This is a genomic window from Veillonellales bacterium (genome assembly GCA_039680175.1).
GTDB lineage: Bacteria > Bacillota > Negativicutes > JAAYSF01 > JAAYSF01 > JBDKTO01.
Window position 1 is genome coordinate 64,890 of sequence record JBDKTO010000074.1, and the last position, 19,863, is coordinate 84,752.

General features: G+C 51.3%; 10 protein-coding genes and 2 riboswitches. All 10 genes read left to right on the forward strand.

What is annotated here, in order from left to right; all coding sequences use genetic code 11:
* The first annotated feature begins 36 nt into the window (after nucleotides 1-36).
* Nucleotides 37-219: riboswitch (cobalamin riboswitch) on the forward strand.
* 366 nt (nucleotides 220-585) lie between these two features.
* The 10 genes from ABFC84_12370 to cobN (ABFC84_12415) all read left to right on the forward strand — a co-directional run bounded on the left by ABFC84_12370 (nucleotide 586) and on the right by cobN (ABFC84_12415) (nucleotide 19,204).
* A complete protein-coding gene (locus tag ABFC84_12370; GenBank protein ID MEN6413529.1) occupies nucleotides 586-2,751 on the forward strand; it encodes a methylmalonyl-CoA mutase family protein in 2,166 nt (721 codons plus the stop codon).
* Nucleotides 2,751-4,931 (forward strand): methylmalonyl-CoA mutase, encoded by a 2,181-nt coding sequence (gene scpA, locus ABFC84_12375; protein MEN6413530.1) that lies wholly within the window; start codon nucleotides 2,751-2,753, stop codon nucleotides 4,929-4,931. Before ABFC84_12370 ends, scpA begins: the two co-directional genes overlap by 1 nt.
* Before the next feature lie 4 nt (nucleotides 4,932-4,935).
* Complete coding sequence (meaB, locus tag ABFC84_12380) at nucleotides 4,936-6,078, forward strand: methylmalonyl Co-A mutase-associated GTPase MeaB (GenBank protein ID MEN6413531.1); 1,143 nt, start codon at nucleotides 4,936-4,938, stop codon at nucleotides 6,076-6,078.
* Between the two features lie 97 nt (nucleotides 6,079-6,175).
* On the forward strand, nucleotides 6,176-6,616 hold the full coding sequence (locus ABFC84_12385; protein ID MEN6413532.1) for a hypothetical protein: 441 nt from the start codon (nucleotides 6,176-6,178) through the stop codon (nucleotides 6,614-6,616).
* 500 nt (nucleotides 6,617-7,116) lie between these two features.
* On the forward strand, nucleotides 7,117-7,992 hold the full coding sequence (locus ABFC84_12390) for a sirohydrochlorin cobaltochelatase (protein MEN6413533.1): 876 nt from the start codon (nucleotides 7,117-7,119) through the stop codon (nucleotides 7,990-7,992).
* A 100-nt stretch (nucleotides 7,993-8,092) separates the two neighbouring features.
* A complete protein-coding gene (cobN, locus tag ABFC84_12395) occupies nucleotides 8,093-11,809 on the forward strand; it encodes a cobaltochelatase subunit CobN (GenBank protein ID MEN6413534.1) in 3,717 nt (1,238 codons plus the stop codon).
* Nucleotides 11,810-11,896: 87 nt separating this feature from the next.
* Nucleotides 11,897-12,081, forward strand: a riboswitch (cobalamin riboswitch).
* 283 nt (nucleotides 12,082-12,364) lie between these two features.
* Entirely contained in the window at nucleotides 12,365-14,266 is a 1,902-nt protein-coding gene (locus ABFC84_12400) for a TonB-dependent receptor (GenBank protein MEN6413535.1), read from the forward strand.
* Nucleotides 14,267-14,362: 96 nt separating this feature from the next.
* Nucleotides 14,363-14,485, forward strand: coding sequence for a hypothetical protein (locus ABFC84_12405; protein ID MEN6413536.1), 123 nt, complete (start codon nucleotides 14,363-14,365; stop codon nucleotides 14,483-14,485).
* Entirely contained in the window at nucleotides 14,482-15,474 is a 993-nt protein-coding gene (locus tag ABFC84_12410) for an ABC transporter substrate-binding protein (protein ID MEN6413537.1), read from the forward strand. Before ABFC84_12405 ends, ABFC84_12410 begins: the two co-directional genes overlap by 4 nt.
* Nucleotides 15,475-15,481: 7 nt before the next feature.
* Nucleotides 15,482-19,204: a cobaltochelatase subunit CobN gene (gene cobN, locus ABFC84_12415; protein MEN6413538.1), complete on the forward strand. Its 3,723-nt coding sequence runs from the start codon at nucleotides 15,482-15,484 to the stop codon at nucleotides 19,202-19,204.
* Nucleotides 19,205-19,863 lie beyond the last annotated feature (659 nt).

A 19,863-nucleotide genomic window follows, 5' to 3' on the forward strand; every position in this document is an offset into this window, starting at 1 on the left:
CATGCGGTAGAAATTTCACATAGTAGCAATTGAAAATTGAATATTATTGAGATAGGTGCCCTTAGAGGGCTTAATAGGGAAGTCCGGTGAAGTACCGGCGCGGTCCCGCCACTGTAATGAAGAGTAAACCCATATATACCACTGGGACGAAGGTCTTGGGAAGGTTTGGGCGAGCGATGAATCAAAGCCAGGAGAACTGCCTATCTGTCAATCACCGTTTTTCACCCACGAGCGATGGGGAGGGGATTTTAGAGCGAATTATCCTTCCCGGCTATTTATATTGCCGGGATTTTTATTGGAATCAATTCTCTAGCGATATCAACCCTCCTTGCTTGTCAGGGAGGGCTTTTTGTTTGACTGTTCACTTCGGGGTTTTCGTTACTCATGTAACTTTAATAATATTTTTTTAGTTGCGTCGGGAACCGCAACGCCGTCCCCGTAAGGGGACATCCTTTTACAATAAGGATTTACAAGATAAAAAGAGTTTAGCTGCAGCCTCTCCCGGCTGTGATTAGACAACCGGGAGAGGCAAAAAATGAGGGTAACCTAATAATTAAGGAAAGAATTGTGGGGGCGATGCAGACAATGGAGGACGACAAACAGTCAACAGCGGTAGAAATACCGGAAGTGAAGTTTGATGAATTCGCGGCTACTACGTATGATGAGTGGAAAGGCGAAGCCATCACGTCATTAAAGGGTGGGATATTCGAGAAGAAGCTGTTTACTAAAACCTATGAAGGAATCAAGCTTGAGCCTATTTACACCAGAGAACATACAAAAAATCTGGAACACCCCCGTTCTTATCCCGGTACGGGCAGCTTTTTACGGGGAACCAAGACAGCAGGCTATATCACCAGCCCGTGGGAAATAGCCCAGGCGTGCGATGAAGCGATGCCCGGGCAATGCAATGAACTTCTTAAACACGAATTGGCAAAAGGCAGTACCTGTCTGCATGTCGCATTGGATACGGCAACGCAAAGCGGTATGGATGCGGATGCTGCCGACACGGCGCTGGTCGGCGATAAAGCATTGTCAATATCAACGCTGAAGGATTTTAATGAGCTATTCAAGGGTATTGATGTTACAAAACAGGATGTACATATCAATGCCGGCTGCTCAAATGTAATGATGCTGGGGTTAATGGGAGCATTTTTAACAGAGCATGGCTTTTCCCTGGAGAAAGCCGGGGGCTGCATCGGTGCGGATCCGATTGACTTTTGGACACGCCGGGGCAGTCTGCCCTGCCCGCTGGATGAGCTTTACGATGAAATGGCGCATACAGCAGCCTGGGCAGCCGAACACATGCCCCGGATGCGGACGATTCTGGTACGGGGGGAAGCGTATCATAACGGCGGTGCCAGTGCCGTTCAGGAAACCGCCTATGCCATGGCGGCGGCGATTACCTATATCCGGGCTATGCGGATCCGCGGTTTGGACATTGACACCATTGCCCCCCAGATCCGGTTTAGTTTTTCTTTAGGCTCAAATTTTTTCATGGAAATTGCGAAGCTGCGGGCGGCCCGCATGATATGGGCGCAGATTGTTGAAGCCTTTGGCGGCAGTCAGGAAAGTCAGAAAATCAATCTGTATACTCGTACTTCTTATTTTACCAAGACAGTGTTTGACCCTTATGTCAATATGCTGCGGACGACGACAGAAGCTTTTTCCGGGGTCGTTGGCGGAACGGACGGGCTGCAGATTGGCTGCTTTGACGAACCGGTGCGGCTGGGCGATGAATTTTCCCGCCGGATTTCCCGCAATACGCAGATTATGCTTCAAAACGAATTTAATTTGCGGCAGCCGGTTGATCCGGCAGGCGGTTCATGGTACATAGAAACGTTGACCAATCAGCTGGCGGAAAAAGTCTGGGCGTTATTGCAAACCATTGAAGAGCAGGGCGGTATCGTAGCCCTGCTGAAAACAGGACTGGTTCAGAAGGCTGTGGCTGAAACTCTGCAGCAGCGGTTTAAAAATCTGGCGACCCGGGCCGACCGGGCGGTAGGAACGAATATGTATCCCAATGTGAAGGAACAGCCCCTGGAAGTACCCCAAACCACCGGCGAGACGGTGAAATGTCTGCGCAGTAAAGAACTGGCCGGCTATCGCGCCAGCAGGGATCGGCAGCAGGTGAAGCAACAGTGCGATAAGCTGCTGGATTCCATCAGCGGTTCGGTGGGGGGGCTTATCGACACTGTGATCAGCGCTGTTGCCGCCGGAGCGACGCTGGGCAGCATCCGTGAAATACTTAATGACGGTGAAGTGGAAAGTGCAAAGATTCAACCCATCGCTGTCCATCGCTGGACGGAACAATTTGAGGCGCTGCGCCAAAGGACGGAAGCATACCGGGCGAAAACCGGCGATAATGTCAAAGTGTTTCTGGCCAATATGGGGAAAATACCCCAGCATAAGCCCAGGGCTGATTTTACAACCGGATTTATCGAAGTCGGTGCTTTTGAAGTCATCAAAAATGATGGTTTTCCCACGGTGGAGGAAGCGTCCCGGGCGGCTGTTCAATCCGGCGCCGATGCGGCCGTGATTTGTTCGACGGACGATACTTATCCGGAACTTGTGCCGCCTCTGGCCAAGTTGATCAAGCAGCAGTGCCCGGCGATGAAAGTGATTCTGGCTGGTGCTCCTGCGCCGGAATATGAAGCGATATACCGGGAAGCCGGCGTGGATTTCTTTATTCATGTACGGGCAAATTGTTATGAAATACTCACCGACCTGCAAAGAGCAAAGGGGATGTTCTGATGTATAATAATCCTGATTTTACAAAAATAAACTTTCACGATCCGAAACCGTCCGGCAAGGAAGACTGGCAAAACAAGCTGGAAAAAGAAACGGGCAAATCGATTCAAGAATTGTGCACCCGTACCATGGAGCAAATTGATCTGCAGCCCCTGTATACGGAAGAAGGATATGAAAAATTTCATCATTTGGATTTTATGTCCGGGGTACCGCCTTATTTGCGGGGACCTTATCCGACGATGTACGTTACCAGGCCGTGGACAGTCCGCCAGTATGCCGGCTTTTCCACGGCGGAAGAAAGCAACGCCTTCTATCGCCGCAACTTGGCTGCCGGTCAGAAAGGACTGTCCATTGCCTTCGATCTGGCCACTCACCGGGGTTATGATTCCGATCATCCCCGGGTAGTCGGCGATGTGGGAAAAGCCGGTGTGGCCATTGATTCGATTCTTGATATGGAAATTCTTTTTTCCGGCATTCCGCTGGATAAAATGTCGGTGTCAATGACAATGAACGGCGCGGTGCTGCCGGTGCTGGCTTTCTATATTCTGGCGGCGGAAGAACAGGGCGTCAAAAAAGAAGTGCTGGCCGGAACGATTCAGAATGATATTTTAAAAGAATTTATGGTGCGTAATACCTACATTTATCCACCGGCGGCTTCCATGCGGATTATCGGCGATATTTTTGCCTACACGTCAAAATATATGCCGAAATTCAACAGTATCAGTATTTCCGGCTATCATATGCAGGAAGCGGGAGCCACGGCCGATATTGAATTAGGCTATACGTTGGCCGACGGACTGGAATACATTCGGACCGGCATTAATTCCGGACTGACGATTGATGCTTTTGCCCCCCGGCTGTCTTTCTTCTGGGCCATGGGGAAAAATTATTTTATGGAAGTTGCTAAAATGCGTGCAGGCCGGATGCTGTGGGCAAAAATCGTGAAACAGTTCGATCCTAAAAAGATAAAATCCATGGCACTGCGGACTCATTCCCAGACATCAGGCTGGAGCCTTACGGAGCAGGATCCTTTTAATAATGTGTCCCGTACCTGTGTGGAAGCCATGGCGGCGGCCCTTGGCCATACCCAGTCACTGCATACGAATGCGCTGGACGAGGCCATTGCATTGCCGACGGATTTTTCGGCGCGGATTGCGCGGAATACCCAGTTGTATATTCAGGATGAAACAAAAGTCTGCAAGGTTATTGACCCCTGGGGCGGCTCTTATTATGTGGAAGCATTGACCGATGAACTGATTCGCCGTTCCTGGGCTCACATTCAGGAAGTCGAAGCCTTGGGCGGTATGTCGAAAGCCATTGATACCGGTTTGCCAAAAATGCGCATTGAGGAGGCGGCAGCCCGGCGGCAGGCTCACATTGATTCCGGCAAAGAAATGATTGTCGGTGTCAACCGCTACCGCCTTGACAAAGAGGATCCCCTGGATATTCTGGAAGTGGATAATTCGGTAGTGCGGCAGGCGCAGCTGCAGCGGCTGGAAAAATTGCGGGCCAATCGGGATGGAGACAAGGTAAAATACTGGCTGGATGCTATCACGAAGTCCATGGATACCGGTGAAGGCAATGTGCTGGAATTTGCTGTGGAAGCCGCCAGGGCAAGAGCCAGTCTGGGAGAAATCTCCGATGCGGTGGAAAAGGTATGCGGCCGGCATAAAGCGATTATCCGGTCTATTTCCGGCGTATACAGCAGTGAATTTGCCGATGAAGAGATTATTGCCGAAGTACGGCAGATGACCGATAAATTTGAAGAAAAAGAAGGCCGGCGGCCCCGGATTATGATCGCCAAAATGGGACAGGACGGCCATGACCGGGGTGCCAAGGTCATTTCTACCGCTTTTGCCGATATGGGCTTTGACGTGGATGTCGGACCCTTGTTCCAGACACCGGCAGAAACGGCTCAGGATGCGGTGGATAATGATGTCCATGTCGTGGGCATGAGTTCCCTGGCGGCGGGACATAAGACACTGCTGCCCCAGCTGGTGGAAGAACTGAAAAAGCGCGGCCGGGAAGATATTATGGTAGTTGCCGGCGGCGTTATTCCGGCTCAGGACTATGATTTTCTGAAAGAACACGGTGCTGCTGCCATTTTTGGGCCGGGCACTGTTATTCCGGTGTCGGCCAAAAAAATACTGGAAGAGCTGTTTGCCCGTCTGGGTGAGGAATAAAATCATGAGTCATACGACGTACAAACCGGACTGGGTACCGGACAATTCCGGCGATGCCTTTGCCTGCCGGGTTATGACCGGAGTAGACGGCGGACATGACGGCATGCCGAATCAAAAGTCGGTACAGATTCAACAGCCGGTTCCGGTGATAAAACGTTCCAGGCTGACTGTGGATGACTATGTAAAAGGCGTGCTGGCCGGCGACCGGATGATTTTATCCCGGGCCATTACGCTGATTGAAAGCAATGCGCCGGCTCATTTTGAGCTGGCGCAGCAAGTGCTGAAACAGCTGCTGCCCCATACCGGGACTTCCCTGCGGGTTGGCATTACCGGGGTGCCGGGGGCGGGGAAAAGCACCTTTATTGAAGCCCTTGGCTGCCGTTTGTGCGAGGAGGGTCAAAAAGTTGCCGTGCTGGCGGTGGATCCCAGCAGCACGGTTACCAAAGGCAGTATTTTGGGGGACAAGACGAGGATGGAGAGTTTGTCCAAGCAGGTCAATGCCTTTATTCGGCCTTCGCCGTCAAGCGGCACTTTGGGCGGTGTGACCCGCAAGAGCCGCGAAACTTTGCTGCTGTGCGAGGCTGCCGGCTATGACGTGATTTTAGTGGAAACGGTTGGCGTCGGTCAGAGTGAAACGACAGTGCGGTCCATGGTGGATTTTTTCCTGCTGATTGTCCTGACCGGAGCGGGAGATGAACTCCAGGGAATGAAAAAAGGCGTCATGGAGCTGGCCGACGCGATTCTGGTCAACAAGGCCGATGGCGACAATAAGCAGCGGGCGCTGGTTGCCAGGGCGGATTATGAGCGGATGCTGCATTATCTGCGTCCCGCCACCGAAGGCTGGGCGACTCATGCTTATACCTGTTCCGCCTTGCGGGGCGAGGACATCCATACGATTTGGGAAGTGGTGCTTGATTTTATGAGCCGCACGCGGCAATCGGGAGTTTTTGCTGCCCGGCGGCGCCGGCAGACACTGCAATGGGTGTACGGCATGGTGGAGGAACATCTGCGCAGCTTGTTTTACCAGAATCCGGCGATTCTTGCCAATAAGCGGGATATCGAACGACAGGTTAATGCTGGCGAAATTTCGGCGACCATGGCGGTACAGCAATTTATTCGCCTTTTTGACGACAATACGGTGCGGTAAATCGCCGGCTTATTCTATTAAGTGGATGAGGTCAGAATGACGAGATTCTTGTATAGAATACCCGTATCCCGACGTGCTTGCCGGTAAGGTTGTGAGCATGCTTAAGGGGATTCAGGTATTTTTTTCTCCGGAACAACAGAAAACGGATAGGAGGGAAATCACTGTGAAAAAAATAGTCTATGGGGTCATGACCGTACTTTGGCTGAGTACGGCCAGCCTGGCATGTGCAGCTGCAGACGCGCCGCCGGTCCCCGCCGCTGCAGTCGCAGCCGCGGGGACCAACCTGTCGGCGGAGTATCCTTCGGCCAAAGCCAAACTGCCGCCGCTGCCGGTGCCGCCGTCCTCCATGGAGGACGCGAAAGCCACCGCCGCCTACATCGCCGCCGTCGATGCCTATTTAAAAGCGGCACAGAGCTACATTGACGCGGCGACCAGCGATGCCAACAAGGTGATTCAGGAACGAAACGCCGCCATTGAAAGCGCCAACCAGGCTGCCGCCCAGTACAATGCCTTTTTCAAACTCGACGCGAAAAAATAACCGGTCAGGGAGATAGGCATTTGCCACGCTCATGGTATTGGTCACGACCAAAAAGAAATAACCGCCCCTGCCCAAGGTTGCGGTTATTTCTTAATAACAGATAATCTGGGCTAACCGTTTTCCGGTTAGACAGCCTGTGGGGCTGGCGTGTTAGCGCACGTCAGTCCTTTTTTATATTATACCCGCAGCGTGAAAAATATGCAACCGGCCAGGAAAGATTCTGCCGGCAGGGCGCAGCGGATGCTCAAGTTTTTCCCCTGATTGACAATTCGGATAATCTATGTTAATATATTCCTAATTTTATAATGATTAATCGCCGATTATGCCCACGGGTGATGGGAAGGGGGATTATTGATGCGCAGCAGACGATTTGCGGAAAACCTTCCTTTTTATTGATGAGGAAGGTTTTGTTTTAGCCAAAATCCTCCATGCGGAATAAAAATGGATGACGCTTAGCCGCGGAGAACACGGAGCAGAAAATGATTAAGGAGAGGGTTTTTATGAGTAAGAAAGCGATTTTGGCAGTGAGTTTTGGTACAAGCTATGTTGACGCATTGAAAAAATCAATTGAGAGTACGGAGAACAGTTTCAAAAGTGCATTTCCGGAATATGAGGTGCGCCGCGCGTTTACATCCCAGGCAGTGATTGAAAAGCTGGCCGCCCAATCAAAGATGCAGGTTGACGGCGTGGGGGAGGCTTTAAAAAAGCTGGCCGCCGAAGGGTTTGACGAGGTCTATATTCAACCGCTGTATATCGCTGCCGATAAAACTTATCAGCATATCCGGGATTATGTCATTAAAACGGCTCACAGCAAAGAAAAAGAATTCAAGAAAATCATGATTGGCCGTCCGTTATTGTTGTCGATAGGAATTAAAAATCATCCCGATGATTATCAGCTTGCGATCGAAGCCGTTAAAGCGCAGCTGCCTGAACTGGGCGGCGAAAAGGCGGTAGTATTTAGCTGCAATGGCAGCAACCAACCGGAATACTCCATTTTGCAGCTGAAACTGGCGGATGCGGGGATCAAAAATGCCTTTGTATATACAAATGAGGGCTATCCGTCATTTGCCGGCGTACTGAGACAATTGGCGGAAATTAAAGCAACAGATGTTGTGCTGGCACCGTTTGTGCTAGTCGGCAGCGAACATCTGCTTCATTATATTGCTGGCGACAAGGAAGAATCGGCCAAATCCCAGCTAGAGGCGGCAGGCTATAAAGTCAGCGTACATAGCGGCGGATTGGGCGAAAACCCCGCTATCCAGGCAATTTTTGTTCAGCATCTGAAAGATGCTTTGAAAGCAATGGAAACCCATCACGGACATTGCCGGGTACCGGCTCATGGGGAGACAACCGTCCGTCATCACTGCAGTAAATGACGAGCAAATTGTCCCGGCGTATTTGTGTACGCCGGGCTTTTTTCAGCCTGTCGGCGCATAAACCGGTCGAAAATATAAAGGGGAGACGGGAGGAATCGTGGTGGGACGGATCATTTTTTTAACTAATATGGAGCGCCAGCAGCTGATGCTGGAAAGAGCCAGGGAAAGTGCTGCCCGGGGAGGAATGAGGCCGGAAGGCAGAACGGTACTGCTGACTGACGCCACTCCCTGGGGGGAGGAATGGCAGGAAACATTCGCCAACAGCGATATCGTGATCTTCACCTGGATGGGCAGCGGGCTTGATACAGCATTTTTAAAGAAGTCGGCTGATTTTCTGCGGAAACGGCAGATCACCCATGTCATGCTGATTTCCGACCCTGCTGCGGGGGAATTGTCCTGTGGCGTGACGCCGGAAGAACAGGCGGTTATGCAGCAGTATCTTTCCTATGGCGGCATTGAAAATTTTCGCCAGTTCTGGCTGTGGCTGGCCCATGCCTATTGCGGGGAAGACACCGGTTTCCGGCTGCCCCAGCCGCTGCTCTGGCACGGCATTTATCATCCCCGGGCGGACAAGCCGTTTACAAACCTGGCAGAATATCGCGCCCGGTTTTGCCGGCTAGGCCGGCCCACAGTCGGCATTTTGTTTTACCGCGATGAATGGGTCTGGGGCGATTTGGCCTATCAGAAGGCTTTAGTGGAAGAGATTGAGAGCCAGGATATGAACGCCATGGCTGTGTTTACCCAGTATATGGGGAATCCGGAGCTCAAATCTCCCGGCTTGACAGAGACAATGGAAAGCTTTTTTTATCAGGACGGCAAGCCGGTTATCGATGTTTTGCTGAATACCTTTAAATTTTCCATGATATCAATGAAAGCCATTGATCAGGAATCGCTGAACCGGCTGGGAGTGCCGATTCTTCAGGCCTATACGCTGTACCAGTCCCGGAAAGAGTGGCAGCAGTCGCTAGAAGGCATGACGGCCATGGAAATGGCGGTCAGTATCGCTATGCCCGAGTTTGACGGGGCGATTCACGGGGTGCCGGTGGCAGGCCGGGAATATCAGGCTGACGGCAATGCCGTTTATCTGCCGATGCCTGAACGGGTCAACTCCATGGTGCGAAAGGCGGCAAAATGGGCGAAACTTCGCTCTAAGCCAAACAAGGATAAAAAGATCGGCATTATTTTCCACAACTATCCGCCGACAAATGCCAATATCGGCAGCGCCGCCGGCCTGGATTCGCCGGAAAGCATCCGCCTGCTGCTGGCGAAGATGCGAGAAGCAGGCTATCAAATCGACACCATCCCGGAAGACAGCCAGTCTTTTATGAATCAGCTGATTGAGCATGCTACCAATGACCGGCGCTATCTGACAGAAGAACAAATTGCGGCGGCGGACGGACAGCTTGTCAAAGACCAATACCAAAGCTTTTTTGACACGCTGGAACAGCCGACCCGGGAACAATTGAGCAAAGACTGGGGCGATCCTCCCGGCGATGTGTTCCATTATGACGGCAAGCTGCTGGTTCCCGGCATGCTGAACGGCAATATCTATATTACGGTACAGCCGCCCCGGGGTTTTGGGGAAGATCCGGCGAAAATTTATCATTCTCCCGACTGCGCGCCGACTCATCATTATCTGGGCTATTATTATTGGCTGCGGGATGTGTGGCAGGCCGACGCGGTAGTTCATGTGGGCACCCATGGCTCATTGGAGTGGCTGCCGGGGAAAGGGGCCGGTCTCTCCCGCCAGTGCTATCCCGACTTGTCCATTGATGATTTGCCCAATGTGTATCCCTATTGGATTACCGTGGTGGGCGAGGGCGTTCAGGCCAAACGGCGGGGCGCCGCCTGCCTGATCAGCTACTTGACACCGCCCATGAGTCATGCCGGGACTTATGATGAACTGGCGGAACTGGAAAAGCTGCTGGATGAGTACTGCCATTTTAAACAGACCCAGCCAGAGCAGCTGGAGCCGGTGATGAATTTGATCCGGGAGAAAGCATCGCAGGCCAATTTGCTGGACGATGTGCCGGAAGATCCGGCGCAGCCTTTTGACGACTTTGCCGGCCGGCTGCACATCTATGTTACCGATATTAAAAACATGCAGATCCGGACCGGACTCCATGTCATGGGCTGTCCGCCGGTGGGAGATACCCTGATTGAGTACCTTCTGGCCCTTACCCGGGTGGACAACGGCGACATTCCGTCTCTTACCCAAACTATTGCCGGCTTGTACGGGTTCGACTACTATCAGCTGCTGGAAGCTAGCGCCACGATGCTGCCGGACGGCTCCAAAACGTATGGCGCTCTGGCCGACGCTGTCCGGGAACGCTGCCGGGAGATCCTGATTTTACTGGCCGAAACAGAGTTTGATCCGGTTCAGACGGAAAAAGTTTTGGGATTTCCCTGGGCGGCGGAACTGACGGAGTCACTGAAGAAACGGCTCTTGTCGGCTGTTTCTTATGTCTGCCGGAATATTGCGCCTAATTTAGCCAAAACCACCCGGGAAATTACCAATTTACTGGCGGCTTTGGCAGGGCAGTATGTAGAACCGGGACCCGGAGGGGCGCCGACCAGCGGTATGGCGGACATTTTGCCCACCGGCCGGAATTTTTACGGCGTTGATCCCCGTACGCTACCGACGCCGGCGGCCTGGGAGATCGGTAAGATCATGGGCGATGAGGTGGTTGAACGCTATATTGCCGAAGAAGGCCGTTATCCGGAAAATGTCGGTATCGTATTATGGGCGACCAGCAATATGCGCAGCCACGGCCAGTGCATCGCTCAGTTCCTTTATTTGATCGGCGTTAAGCCGGTATGGCAGAAAGGCAGCCTGCGGGTTGTGGACGTGGAAGTGATTCCTATGGAAGAACTGAAGCGGCCGCGGATTGACGCAACGGGACGGATCAGCGGCTTGTTCCGTGACAGCATGCCCATGGGCATTACCTGGATGGACCGGGCGGTGGAACTCGTTTCCCAACTGGATGAAAGTCCGGACATTAACTATGTGAAGAAACATATCGCCGCAGAGGCTAAGGCCATGGAAGAGAACGGCCTGGATGCTGCCACAGCCTGGGAACAGGCAAGCTGGCGCATCTTCGGCGATCCTCCCGGAACATATGGGGCCGGTGTTGGCGCCGTGCTGGAGGCGAAGAACTGGGAAACCATCGATGATCTGGCTAAAGTTTATGTCCGCTGGGGCGGCCACGCCTACAGCGGCAAGGGGAAGGGCGCTTACAAGCCGGAACTGTTCAGCCGCCGTCTGGGCAGTCTGGATGTGACCATCCAAAACGAGGATAACCGGGAAATCAGCATGCTGAATTCCGACGACTATAACGCATATCACGGCGGCATGGTCGCCGCCGTGCGGAGCATTAAGGGGGAGGCGCCCCGCTCTTATTGCGGCGACAGCTCGGACCGGAAAAAAGTCCAGATGCGCAGTCTCCAGGAAGAAATTAAACGGCTGTTCCGGGGGGAAGCGATGAATCCGAAATTTATTGAAGGCATGAAACAACACGGCTATAAAGGCGCCGCCGACCTGGCGAATTATGTGGCTCACAGCTACCAGTGGGATGCCACCAGTGCTGTGATGGAAGACTGGATGTATGAAAAGTATGCCGAAAAATATGCATTGGACGCCAACATGCAGGAATGGATGAAAGCAGTCAATCCCTGGGCGCTGCAGCGCATCGCGGAAAACTTGCTGGAAGCAGCCCAGCGGGGGCTGTGGCAGGCAAAAGCAGAGACAAAGCAGGAACTGGAGCAGCTGTATCTTTCCATTGAAGGGGAACTGGAAGAGCGAAGCGACGGCAAGTAATTTTAAAATTTGACAGTACTCGACAAAAAAATAAATTTAATTGACAAATAGCTTGGCATGTTTTACTATAAAAAGCATAATTGAAAAATTTCATATATTGGTATAGGTGCCCGACAGGGCTTAATAGGGAAGTCCGGTACAATTCCGGCACGGTCCCGCCACTGTAATGGAGAGCGAATCCAAGAATATGCCACTGGAACGAAAGTTCTGGGAAGGTTTGGAAAGAGCAATGACCCGTAGTCAGGAGAACTGCCTGTACAGCGATCACCGTTATGACCTGCGAGAGATAGGGAGGGGATTTGCATGGCAGTTTGCATTGGCTGCGGTTGTGCTTATTTCGTCCCGGCGTTTTTTGAACGCCGGGATTTTTAATAGGTACGGACGTATTATTACAATGGAAAACTGTTTTGCCTCTGCTTGTCTCCCGTCCTGTGGCGGGAGATCTTTTTTAGCCATTCCGCTCCCTATCGCGGGGCATAACGCAGAATGAGAAGGGAGGACATAAACCGCGGAGAACACAGAGAACACGGAGAAAATAAGGGAGGACGAGTTTCATTGAGACAAGCAAGCCGGAGTAAAAAAAGAGCAGCCTTGGTGTGCGCCATGATCAGCAGTGCGCTCATCCTTGGCATGACGGGAATTTCCCAGGCGGAGGAGCAGAACGACTACTCTTTTGACCAGATCGTGGTTACGGCGACAAAAACACCGGTAGAGCAGTTTGAGGCAAATGCCAACATATCCGTTGTAACCAGAGAGCAGATCGAAAATAATCATTATCAGAATTTGTCGGAAGCGCTGCGGGATGTACCGGGAGTCAATGTTTCACTTTACGGCAACAGCGTTGGTTTTGAATACTCCAACAGCATCGCCATCAACGGGTCGCCGCAAATCGTCGTTTTAATCGACGGTGTCAGAGCGAATACCAACGGCAGCGATTCGACGCTGTTCCCCACAGGCTTACTCAATGATATGGATAATATCGAACGAATTGAAGTGCTGAAAGGAGCCGCTTCCACTTTGTACGGTTCCGATGCCAAAGGCGGTGTTATCAATATCATTACCCGCAAAGCAGATGTGAATAAAACAACCCTGACCATTGGCGGCGGCAGTTATGATAAGGAAAACTATTCGTTGGCCAACAGGGGAAGAGATGGCGATTACAGCTGGGTTGTGACCAGCCGGAAAGATATTTCCGGCACTTATGCGAACGGCAATGGGGATGACATCCCATCCCATTCCAATTCGACGACGAATACGTTCAAGCTGACGAAAAAGATTAATTCTGCATCTGATGTTACTTTCAGCTATGACCGCTATCAGGGAGATTATACAAGAATTAACAATGCCAAGGATTTTACGCTTAAAGACGGCGATAATGACAATTCGGATTGGAAATTCCTTTATAATTATAAGTTTTCCGATAATGCCGCCAATCAACTGTCATTTTATCAAAACAAGCATAAAATGTCCGATGCGACAAACACTCCCAGCAGCAACTGGTTTATGAATCTGAAAACAAAAGGAGTGCAGGACCAGTTTACCCAGAAGATGGGGCAAAAGCACACCGGAATATTTGGCTTCGATATTTACCAGGACAGCATTGATTACCGCTATGGCACATCGACTGCATATAATGACAAAAAGGTAACAGATCGTGCCGTATACATGCAGGACGAATGGCAGATGAATGGCAAATGGAAATTAACGTCCGGTGTTCGCAATGATCATCATTCCATATATGGCAATCACGCTTCGCCCAGTTTCAATTTAGGCTATAAACAGGATGATAAGACGAATTATTATGTAGCATTTAAAAAATATTTTGTTTCACCGAATATGGATGAATTATTTAATCCCTATATGGGAACTACCGTTCTCAAACCGGAAACCGGCCATACGACGGAAGGCGGGATTAATCACAAATTTGACGATACTTTCACGGCATCGGCTCATATTTTTGAAACCAGCACGGATAATGCCATCGGCTATCTTATGATTGATCCGGCAAATTATACTTACCGGTATGTGAATGTTGGTAATGAAATCGCCCACGGCTGGGATGTGCAATTGAACAAGAAAATGTCGCCGTTTGTTACGATGTATGTAAACTATACAAACACTACATACAAAATGTCAACTGCAGGGGCAGATGGTATTATTATGGGCTATGGGAACATGCCGCGGGGAATGTGGAATATCGGCATGAATTACCGGCAGAAACAATATGACGTCGGCTTGCAGGGACATGGCAACGTCGCTTTGCCGGGAGTTTTACCGACCAATACGTACTGGGTTTGGGATATGGCCGTAAATTACAAAATTGATCAAAATAAACGGGCATTTGTCAAGGTGAATAATCTGTTTGACAAATATTATGCCGTATATGGAAGCCCTGTATATGGATATTATACCTGCCCCGGCCGCAACGTTCAGGTCGGTGTGCAGTATCAGTTCTAGCCTTGGAGCAAAGAAGATGTCAAACGTAGTGATGACATCTTCTTTGCTCATTATTAGGAATCGGCAGCGAATATACTGATGAAAAGGAGAAGCATCATGCGTATTGCATTATCGCCTTTGTTCGCTTACAGCGGTTTGCCGCAGGCGGCGCTGCTATTTGACCGGGACGCAGCAAGTAAAAAATTTTTGTCTTTTGCTTTCAGGGTGCTTTGCCGATGAAACAGTACGGCGGGACAGCCGCATTGATGGTTTTGTTTTTGCTTGTGCTGGCAACAGCAGGCTGCGGCAGCGGTCAACTATCAGACAGCAGTACAGCCGCAAACACAACTGGCTATCAGGTAACCGACACCCAGGGTTCTGTATTGAAACTGCCCCATAAGCCTCAGCGGATTATTCCCATAAATATAGCAATTGATGAAATTGTTCTGGGCCTGGTTCAGCCGGAACGGGTCGCGGCGGTAAGCTATCTGGCGGATGATCCGGGCATATCGACCATCGCCGATAAAGCCGGCCGTGTACCGGTAAAAATGCGGGATTCCAATGCGGAAATGATTCTCTCCTTACAGCCTGATCTTGTGATTGTTCCGGACTGGAGCCGGGCGGATTTGATTCAGACTTTGCGCGAGCTGGGACTGCCGGTATTTGTCTGCAAGGGACCCTCAAGTGTCCTTGAGGTAAAGCAGGCAATTCGTGAGATTTCACAGGCAATCGGCGAAGAAGAGGCTGGCGCCGACATACTGAGCCGTATGGAGGGGGAACTGGCCGATATAGCGGATGATGTGGCCAGGATACCGCCTGAACAGCGCAAAAGTGTAGTACTAATTTCTCAGATGAATGATTATGGCGGCAAAGGCACTCTGTTTGATGATATATGCGGTTATGCCGGGGTAATCAATGGCGCGGCAGCCGCCGGACTGGGGAAAAATGATGGTTTGACAAAAGAATGTATCGTAAAGGCTAATCCGGATTTGATTTTATTGCCCACCTGGAGGAATGGAACCGTTGATGTGGATAAACTCAAAAACGATGTCCGGCACGACCCGGCGCTGCAGAGTGTAAAGGCAGTTCGCACTCAACAGCTGGCGCAGCTGCCTGACGCCTATCTGTATTGTGCTTCCCAGGATATTGTACGGGCTATCCGGGACATCTATAATGTCGCTTATCCGGAATCAGAGCGGTCGTCGGCACACGGCCGGGGAGAGGAGTAATTCGCAAATGGGAAAACTGTTATTCTTAACGAATATGGAACCCCAATACATTATCATGGATCAGGCAAAAAAAGTGCTGACGGATGAAAATGTATTGCCGGTGCAAGCGGAGTCCATCCTCCTATCTGGCAGTGAACCCTGGAATGAACAATGGGGGAAATCATTTTCGCAATGCGACTTTGTTCTTTTTTCCTGGATGGGAACGGGGTTGAACACTCCCTTCTTAAAAAAGTCGGCGGATTTTATGCAAAACCGCAGAATCAACCATCTTTATCTGATTACGGATCCGGGGGAGGATGTTTTGGCATATGGAATTACCCCGGCAGAAAAAAAGCTCATTTACCGCTATATCTCCTTTGGCGGACTTGGCAATTACCGCAATCTTTGGCTGTGGCTCGGCAGTCAATTCAGCCGGGCGGAGTGCCGGTACGATGAACCGCGGACACTGCCATGGCACGGCATCTATCATCCGGAATTCCGGGAAGCGATTACAGATATTGGGGTATATCGCCGGCAATTCTGCTTGCCAGACCGGCCGACTATCGCCATGATCTTTTCCCGGGAAGACTGGATTTTGGGGGATTTGGCGTATCAAGCAAGAATATTTGAAGAAATTGAACGGCAGGGATATAATCCGCTGCTGGTTTTCAGCAATAACCGGGCGAATCCGGAAACCGGCGCTCCCGGATTAGGAGAAGCTTTTGCAAAATATTTTTATGCTCAGGGTCAGGTTATCATTGATGTTCTCATCAACACTTCCCCCTTTTCCCTGACGGTTCTCCGTTTTTTGCAATTAAAAGATTTTCAGAAGCTGGGAGTTCCGGTCTTGCAGGCCTATAACTTGTATGATACCTATGACTGCTGGAAAGACAGCTTGACCGGCATGAGCGCCTTTGAGATTGCCTGCAATATTGCCATGCCCGAATTTGACGGCATTATCCATTCCGTGCCGTCCGCCACCCGGGAGGAAGCGGCGGACGGGACTCATGTACAGCAGCCGCTGGCTGAACGGATTCGCCTGCTGGTGCGAAAAGCCGGCAAATGGGGTAAATTACGCCATAAAACCAATCGGGAAAAGAAAATCGGCATCATTTTTCACAATTATCCGCCGACTAATTCGAATATCGGCACTGCTTACCATCTGGACTCACCGGAGAGTATCCGCTTGCTGCTGGCGGAAATGGAGCGGCAGGGATATACAATCGATCATATACCGGAAAATAGTCAGGCGTTTATGGACGAATTAATTGCCCATGCGACAAACGATCGGCGGTTTATTAGCGAAAAGCAAATTAAAGAAGCGGACGGCAAACTGACAGCCGGGGAGTACGAAGGCTTTTTCGCCGGCCTGCCGGAGAAAACACGGCAGCAAATGACAAGCGACTGGGGGGAGGCGCCGGGACAGGTCTTTAACTATGACGATTCTCTCCTGGTTCCGGGGATGCTGAACGGCAATGTTTTTATTACGGTTCAGCCGCCCCGGGGATTCGGCGAAGACCCGGGAAAGATTTATCATTCCCCCGATTGTGCGCCGACCCACCATTATATCGGCTTCTATTACTGGCTGCGGAACGTATGGCAGGCCGATGCGCTGATTCATGTGGGAACCCACGGTTCCCTGGAGTGGCTGCCGGGCAAGGGAACGGCCATGTCCAATTCCTGCTATCCCGATATTGCCATTGACGATATGCCGAACATTTATCCCTACTGGCTGCCCGGCGTGGGCGAAGGAGTTCAGGCGAAACGGCGCAGTGCCGCCTGCCTGATCAGCTATTTGCCGGCGCCGATGAGCATTGCCGGGACATATGACGAACTGGCCGAGCTGGAAAAATTACTGGAAGAATACTGCCATTTCAAGCAGGATGCGGCCAATACCGATATGAATGTTATTCAGGAAATGATCCGCGACAAGGCCAGAAAGGCAAATCTGGAAGAAGATGTACCGGAAACAGACGCCGTCGATTTCGCTGAATATGCGGGCAAATTGCACGTGTATATCACCGACATAAAAAATATGCAAATGAGCATTGGCCTGCATATTTTGGGCTGTGCGCCGGCCGGCGAGGATCTGACGGAATATTTATTGGCATTAACCAAGGTGAGTAACGGCGATGTTCCGTCGCTTACGCAAACCGTAGCCAACATGTTCGGTTTTGATTATTACGAATTGCTGGAAAATAGCGGAGAAATGCTGGCTGACGGCAGTAAAACCTATGGCAGGCTGATCGACGAAATCAGGGAAAAGAGCCGTGAAGTTATTTTATTGCTAATGGACAATGATTTTGCTGCAAAGAAGGCAGACGCTGTTTTTGCTTTGCCCTGGACGGCTCAATTGGATCCGGCATTGCGGGAACAGCTGCTTTGCGTCGCTCGATATATTTGTACGCAAATCGCTCCCGGTCTGCTGAAAACGACTCAGGAAATGACTAACTTGCTGGCCGCCCTGGACGGTGAGTATGTAGAACCAAGTCCGTCGGGAGCACCGACCAGCGGCGGAGCGGACTTGCTGCCGACCGGCCGCAACTTTTACAGTGTGGATCCGCGCACTCTGCCGACGCCGGTCGCCTGGGAAATCGGCAAGCAGATGGCGGATGATGTCATCGCTCGTTATATTGGGGAAGAAGGACGCTATCCGGAAAGTGTGGGCATTATCTTGCTGGCTACCAGTAATTTTAAGACTCACGGTCAATGCCTTGCCGAATTTTTGTACTTGATGGGATTGCGCCCCGTTTGGCAAAAAGGCAGCCTGCGGGTCGTGAATATCGAAGTTATCCCCTTAAAGGAATTGAAGCGGCCCCGGGTGGATGTCACCGGGCGGATCAGCGGTCTGTTCCGGGACAGCATGCCCGGCTGGGTGACTTGGCTGGACAAAGCGGCGGCGATGGCGGCGGCGCTGGCTGAAAGCAGCGAGGAAAACTATGTCCGCAAGCATGTTTTGCAGGAAGCGGGCGAACTGGAAGAACAGGGCATGGATCATGCCGCTGCCTGGCGGCAGGCGTCCTACCGTATTTTCGGTGATCCGCCGGGGGCTCACGGCGCCGGGGTCACTGCGCTGCTGGAAGCGAAAAACTGGGACAATATCGGCGATATTGCCAAAGTCTATGTACGCTGGGGCGGACATGCCTACGGCGAAGGAGCGAACGGCACTTATATGCCGGAACAATTCAGCAAGCGCATGGGCAGTCTGGATATCACGGTTCAGAATGTGGATAATCGGGAATCGTCCATGCTGAGCGGCGATGATTATAATTCCTATCGCGGCGGGATGGTGGCGGCGGTTCGCAGCATTAAGGGAGAAATGCCCCGCAACTATGTCAGCGACAGCTCGGATCGCAGCAAAGTGCTGCTCCGCAGTCTGGAAGAAGAGCTGAAGCGCTGGTTCCGGGGCGAAGCCATAAATCCCAAGTATATCAACGGAATGAAAGAGCATGGCTATAAGGGCGCAGCCGATATGGCCACCTATGTGGCGGTAAGCTGTCAATGGGATGCCACCAGTGATGTAATGGAAGACTGGATGTATGAAAAGTATGCCGAGAAATATGCTTTGGACCCAAATACTCGGGAGTGGATGAAGGCAGTGAATCCATCGGCGCTGCACCGGATAGCGGAAACTCTGCTGGAGGCGGCGCAGCGGGGATTATGGAACGCAAAAGCAGAGACAAAGCGGGAACTGGAGCAGCTCTTTCTTTCCATTGAAGGCGAACTGGAAGAGCGAAGCGACGATAAGTGATTGTTAGTCCGCTAGTACTCGACAGCAGACCGCTTCACCGGGCCGCCTGCCGCCGTTCGTCTGACCGGTGGCAAGCGCTGCTCGTTCCCGGCGCGGGGAAATATAAAAAAAACGCCTTTATCCGTTGAAGGCGGCACAGCAGCAGGGAAGAACTCTGGCAGCGAAAAAATCTCTCTTTTTGTTTCGGCAGAATATGCTATACTAAGCGTACAGGCTGCTCGGGGGACGGTTAGCCCCTTCCTTTGCGGGAAGGGGGTGGTAGAATGACTATTTACGAAGCATTGACATTTGCTGTTGCATTTGCCACGCTTATGGTATTGGTCACAACCAAAAAGAAATAACCGCCCCTGTGCTCGAATAGTGGCGGTTATTTCTAATCACTAACGTTTGGGCTAACCGTTTTCCGGTTAGACAGCCTGTGGGGATTGGCGTGTTAGCGCACGTCAATCCTTTTCTTATAGTATACCCATTGCCGGAAAAATATGCAACTGCTCGGGGAAAATATTCTGCCGGCAGGGTGCGACGGGCTGTGTGTGCCGCTCTAAGCGGAAGGCGGCGGGGGAACTGCTGTTGATATAGAAAAGTATCATGAAAGAACATCTGGGCGGCTCCAGAAATCGCCGCGCCGCTATCGCTCCTCGCGACGAGTACGCGACAAA